Annotated in this window: 7 protein-coding genes; 1 reads left to right on the plus strand and 6 read right to left on the minus strand. The window is 68.6% G+C overall.

All coding sequences use genetic code 11. The annotated features are described in order from the left end of the window. A partial coding sequence (locus tag FKV24_RS15255; RefSeq protein ID WP_211371888.1) for an NRDE family protein occupies positions 1-508 on the plus strand: 508 nt, incomplete at its 5' end. Between the two features lie 67 nt (positions 509-575). Here the strand turns inward: FKV24_RS15255 and FKV24_RS15260 are convergent. The 6 genes from FKV24_RS15260 to FKV24_RS15285 all read right to left on the minus strand — a co-directional run bounded on the left by FKV24_RS15260 (position 576) and on the right by FKV24_RS15285 (position 4,626). Beyond that, positions 576-1,028 (minus strand): hypothetical protein, encoded by a 453-nt coding sequence (locus tag FKV24_RS15260; RefSeq protein ID WP_141483000.1) that lies wholly within the window; start codon positions 1,026-1,028, stop codon positions 576-578. Beyond that, complete coding sequence (locus tag FKV24_RS15265) at positions 1,025-1,228, minus strand: PspC domain-containing protein (RefSeq protein WP_111266195.1); 204 nt, start codon at positions 1,226-1,228, stop codon at positions 1,025-1,027. Before FKV24_RS15265 ends, FKV24_RS15260 begins: the two co-directional genes overlap by 4 nt. A 43-nt stretch (positions 1,229-1,271) precedes the next feature. Further along, positions 1,272-1,679, minus strand: a complete 408-nt coding sequence (locus FKV24_RS15270; protein WP_170288331.1) for a DUF5329 family protein — start codon at positions 1,677-1,679, stop codon at positions 1,272-1,274. Beyond that, on the minus strand, positions 1,676-2,746 hold the full coding sequence (locus FKV24_RS15275) for a class III poly(R)-hydroxyalkanoic acid synthase subunit PhaC (protein WP_141483002.1): 1,071 nt from the start codon (positions 2,744-2,746) through the stop codon (positions 1,676-1,678). The genes FKV24_RS15270 and FKV24_RS15275 overlap by 4 nt, the downstream gene beginning before the upstream one ends. Positions 2,747-2,762: 16 nt before the next feature. Continuing rightward, positions 2,763-3,887: a class III poly(R)-hydroxyalkanoic acid synthase subunit PhaE gene (gene phaE / locus FKV24_RS15280; RefSeq protein WP_141482998.1), complete on the minus strand. Its 1,125-nt coding sequence runs from the start codon at positions 3,885-3,887 to the stop codon at positions 2,763-2,765. 124 nt (positions 3,888-4,011) lie between these two features. Further along, positions 4,012-4,626, minus strand: a complete 615-nt coding sequence (locus FKV24_RS15285; protein ID WP_141482999.1) for a CDP-alcohol phosphatidyltransferase family protein — start codon at positions 4,624-4,626, stop codon at positions 4,012-4,014. Between the last annotated feature and the right edge of the window lie 314 nt (positions 4,627-4,940).

Consider the following 4,940-nt stretch of genomic DNA (forward strand, 5'->3'; position numbering starts at 1 on the left):
GGCGGCCGACTGGCTCGCCGGCCTCGCCGCCGATGCGCCGGATTACGGCCACTTCAACCTGATGGCCTGGGACGGAGAGACCCTGGGATTCGCCAGCAATCATCCACGGTTCGCGCGAGCCGAGATCGCCCCCGGCCTGCACGCGATGTCGAACGGCGCCTTCGACGCGCCGTGGCCCAAGAGCGGCCATGCGACACGCGCCCTGCAGGAATGGCTGGACACGCCGCTGGCATCGTCGCGACGGACGGAGGACGCCGACAGTCTGGCCCCGCTGCTCGACGCGCTGGCCGAAACCGCGCCGGCGCCGGACGCGCAGCTGCCGGACACCGGGGTCGGCCTGGAGCTGGAGCGGATGTTGTCGCCGGCCTTCGTGTCCGGCGAGCGCTACGGCACCCGCTGCAGCAGCGTGGTCCTGGTCGAGGACAATGCGATCGCGTTCTTCGAGCGACGCTTCGGCCCCGACGGGGTGCGGTTGGGCGAGTCGATTCAGGTGCTGTCGAACGAGTGAGACGGCCGCATCGCCGTCGTCGCGGTCGCGTATAGGCAACGACTGCAGCGAGCGACGCTGGAGTCCGTCATCCCTCGCCGCGCGACCAGGGCCACCAGCCGCGGCCGCTGCGCGCATAGCGATCGGCGGCACGCTCGAAGCGGTTGCGCACGCTGACGCCCCCGCACAACAGGTACAGCGGCAGGAACAACGGGCCCAGCACCATGTACTGGTAGACGTGGGCGCGCTCGTGATCGGCCAGTCGAATGCCCGGCTCGTTGCCCAGACCGGCCCGGTGGGCATAGGTCAGGCAGTCGGTGTCGAGGCTGGCGCCGGTGTGCAGGATCACGTTGCCGAGGGTCAGCGCGCCGCCCGGCCCCCACGGCCAATGCTGGAACACTACCGCGCAATCGTCGGCGCGCCACCTCACGCGCGCGCCGAACGCCAGCCCGGCCGCACCGCCCACCAGGCCCAGCACGGTATTGGGCAGGGTCCAGGCGATGCCCAGCGCGAACAGCGCCGCTCGCGACGCCGGGTTCAGTCGGTTTCTTCCGGCATCAGCAGCCACAGGATCAAGTACACGATGATGCCGGGGAACGCGGCGGACGCGATCGACACGACCACGAACACGATCCGCAGCAGGGTCGCGTTCCAGCCGAAGCGACGGGCGATTCCGCCCATCACGCCGGCGATCATTCTGTCGTGTCTGGACCGCGTGAACGGTCGCGGTTTATCGGCCATGGGGGAACTCCTTGATCCTGCAATATGTGCCAGTGTCGGGCACTCAACGTGATGGCGGCGTGGGTTCGCGGATGCCCTCGAGCGCACGCCGCAACCACGTCGCGGAAGGTTCGGCCGGACGGTTCGGACAACGCACCTGGTAGGCCCGGCCACTGACGCTGCTGCGGGTCGCGGCACGTTCGATGAACTGCTCCGCCGAGGCGACCATGTCGCGTTCGACCAGCCAGTCCAGCTTGCGCCGCAGGTGCGACTGCGCGCGTCCGGCGTCGTACCAGCGCCCATTGCGCTGGAACTCGCATCCCGAATCGGCCAGGGCCGAGATCAACCGGTCGATCTCGACGGCGGCGGCGGCCGGAGGCGGTGCGGCCCGCCCCTTCGCCGGCGCCAGCAGCGCCGACACCGCCAGTACGCACGGTAGCAGCCACCGCCCGGCCAGTGCGCCGACACTCATCGGTCGCGTTCCCGCAGCCAGTCGCGGATCGAGTCCGGCACCTCGCGCTGGGCGCGGCTGGACACGTAGATGCCGATATGACCGCCGCGGAACGAATGCTCGGTGTAGTCGGTGGTTCCGATCAGCCCGCCCAGCGCCTGCGACGCCGCCGGCGGCACCAGATGGTCCTGCAGCGCGTAGATGTTCAGCACCGGCATGGTGATGTCGGCCAGGTCGACCTCGCGCTCGCCGATGCGGACGCCGCCATTCACGAAGCCATTGCCCTGATAGAACATCTTGATGAACTGCCGGAACGCCTCGCCGGCCAGGTCCGGCGAATCGAAGATCCACTTCTCCATCCGCAGGAAGTCCTCGATCGCCTGCTTGTTGTCGAGGATGTCGACCAGGCCGACGTACTTCTGCACGAACAGGCGCCACGGCTTGAGCGTGAGGTAGCACCAGTTCATCAGGTCGGCCGGCACGTTGCCGAGGGTGTCGACGAACTGGTCGACGTCGATGTTGCGGGTCCAGTGCGACAACATGTTGTCGTCGGTATGGAAATCCACCGGCGTCACCATGGTGATCAGGTTGCGCACCTTGCCGGGGTTGAGCGCGGCGTAGCACAGCGAGAACGCGCCGCCCTGGCAGATGCCGAGCAGGTTGATCGCATCGTGGCCGCTGGCCTGGCGCAGATGGTCGACCGCGCCGCCGAGGAAGCGCTGGATGTAGTCCTCCAGCTCCAGGTAGCGGTCGGAGCGGTCCGGATAGCCCCAGTCGAGGATGTAGACGTCCTCGCCGCGCTCGAGCAGGCCGCGCACGATCGACTTGTCGGCCTGCAGGTCGGTCATGTACGGCCGGTTGACCAGGGCGTAGGCGATCAGCAGCGGCACTTTCGCGGTCGGCGCCTTGTCGCCGCGGAAGCGGTACAGCACCACCCGACCGTCGCGCCAGACCTCCTCCTTACTGGTCGCGCCGTAGTCGACGTCCTCGACCTGGCGCAGCGTGTCCAGACCGGCGCGCAGCTTGGCCTGGAACTGCATCGCCTCCTGCGCCAGCGACTCGGCGGTGAAATTGAGCGGCGCATTGATGTCGATACGGGTCATCTCAACGCCCTCCCTTTCCCGTGCTGCCGGCCTTGCCCGTCGCGCGCTTGCCGGCGGGCTTCTTCGTCGGTGCCTTGGCCGCCGCCGTTCGCCCGCTCGCCGGTGCCTTCTTCGCCGGTGCCTTCGTGCCCGCGGCCTTCGCCGCACGGCGCGGCGTCGCGGGTTCGTCCCCGTTCCGCGCGGACGCGGCATCTCCGCCCGACGCGGCCTGCGACGAACGACCGATATCGTCGCGCAGCCGCCGCAACTCGCGCTCGAGCTGGACGATCTTGCGATGGGCCGAATCGATCTCGGTTCGCGACGGCATTCCGAACAGGCCCGCGACCAGCTCGACCTCGTGCTGGATCGCCGCGCGCAGGCGCATCTGCGCATTGACCATCTCGCCGAAGTCCTCGCGATAGCGCGGCGACATCGCGACCTCGGCGTAGGCCTCCTCGGCGGCATCCACCCACAGGTCGAACAAGGCCCGCGCCGAGCTCAGTTGGCGGCCGGGTTCGGCATGTTCCTCGAGCTTGCGTTCGAAGTGCCCGAAGGCGCGCTGACCGGCCTCGGCCATCAGCGCCTGGCAGGCCTGGCTGCGTTGCTGGTAGTCCATCTGCAGCTGGCCGATGCGCTGCCAACGCTGCTGGTGCTCGCGGCTGAAGCCGAATGCCGGCATTCCCATCCAGCTGCGCCCCTCGCCCTGCATCGAGGCGATGAACGGCGCCACCTGCTCCATCCACTGATCGAAGCCCTGCTGCCCGCGACCGCCCATGCTGGCGAACACATCGCCGAAAGGATTGGCATTGCCGCCGCCGAGCATGTTCTTCCATGCGGCGACGACCTCGGACACGGCCGGGTTCTGGCCGGCGAAACCGGCCGCCAGCTGCTGGATGCGGCCGAACCAGTCGCGGGCCTGGCGATCGAAGCGGCCGACCGCGGCGTTGGCGTCGGGCTGCGCGCCGCGCGCCAGTTGCGACCACCAGCCGATCGCCTCCTCCCATCCGGGCATACCGCCGCCAGCGGCGAAGTTCGGCGGCATCGCCTGCGCGCCCGGGGCGGCGCCTGCGCGCATCATCTCGCCCCACTGGTTCCAGTACTGCTTCGCTAGCGACTCGAAATCACTGCCGAACGGGTTGTTTGCCATGGTGCCCTCCGATACTGGGGCCGATCATAGCAACGCGATGTTCATTCCATGTGGCTGCGACGGCGCCGCATACGCGTGCGCACGGGCCTCGACAGCACCGCAGCACCGGCCGCGGCCGACCCGCTCAGGGCTTGGGAATGTGCAGGGTCTTGCTGATCATCAACGAACCGGACAGGGCGAACATCAGCACCAGGGGGTGCAGTTGCCAGGGCCCCAGTTGCCAGGTGCCGAACCACAGGTCGGGGCCGATCGCGCCCTGCCAAGCCGCCACCGCGAGCACGACCACCAGCAGCAGGCTGGTCGGGATCGGCGTGCCCTCGAAGTAGCGGACCTTGTCCTCCCCGCCCGACAGCTGCTCGGCGGTGACGTTGTAGCGGGCCAGGCGGCTGACCCCGCAGCCGACGAAGTAACTCAGCACCAGCCAGTCCCAGCCGCCCTGCAGGCCGCAGGCATAGGCCAGCGCGGCGGGAGCGACGCCGAAGGAAATGATGTCGGCCAGCGAATCCAGCTCGCGGCCCAACGTCGACGACGACTTGCGCCAGCGCGCGATGCGCCCGTCGAGCGCGTCGAACACGAAGGCCAGAGGGATCAGCGCCATGCCGATCAGCAGGTCGCGCAGTTGATCACTCTGCAGATAGCGCATCGAGGCGAACACCGCCCCGGTGCCGCAGAAAGCGTTGGCGAGCGTGAACCAATCGGCGAGGTGGAACTCGCGGAGCATCGAGAAATGGCGCGACATCGGGACCGTGTCATGCGGCCGCAGCGGCCGTTACCCGTGCCAGCGTGCCAAATGTTGCCGGAATGCTGCAAGACCGGCGTGCATCGCCCCCTGCCGGAGCCGGCACGCGCGCTTCGACGGCAAGCGCCTCGCGATCTGTGAAACCCGGCACGGCGGGTCCGTGGCACGCCGCTATAGTCGCCGGATCGGACACACGTTCATGGGGAAACGCTTCGATGTCCATGTTTGACAAGGTCTTTCGCGACCTGTTCGAAGACCGTGCCGCGCGCGCGGATCGCACGCCATCGATGACGGATACGCAGCCGGCCGCTCCG

It is taken from the genome of Marilutibacter maris, from assembly GCF_006546735.2.
GTDB classification, from domain to species: Bacteria; Pseudomonadota; Gammaproteobacteria; order Xanthomonadales; family Xanthomonadaceae; genus Marilutibacter; species Marilutibacter maris.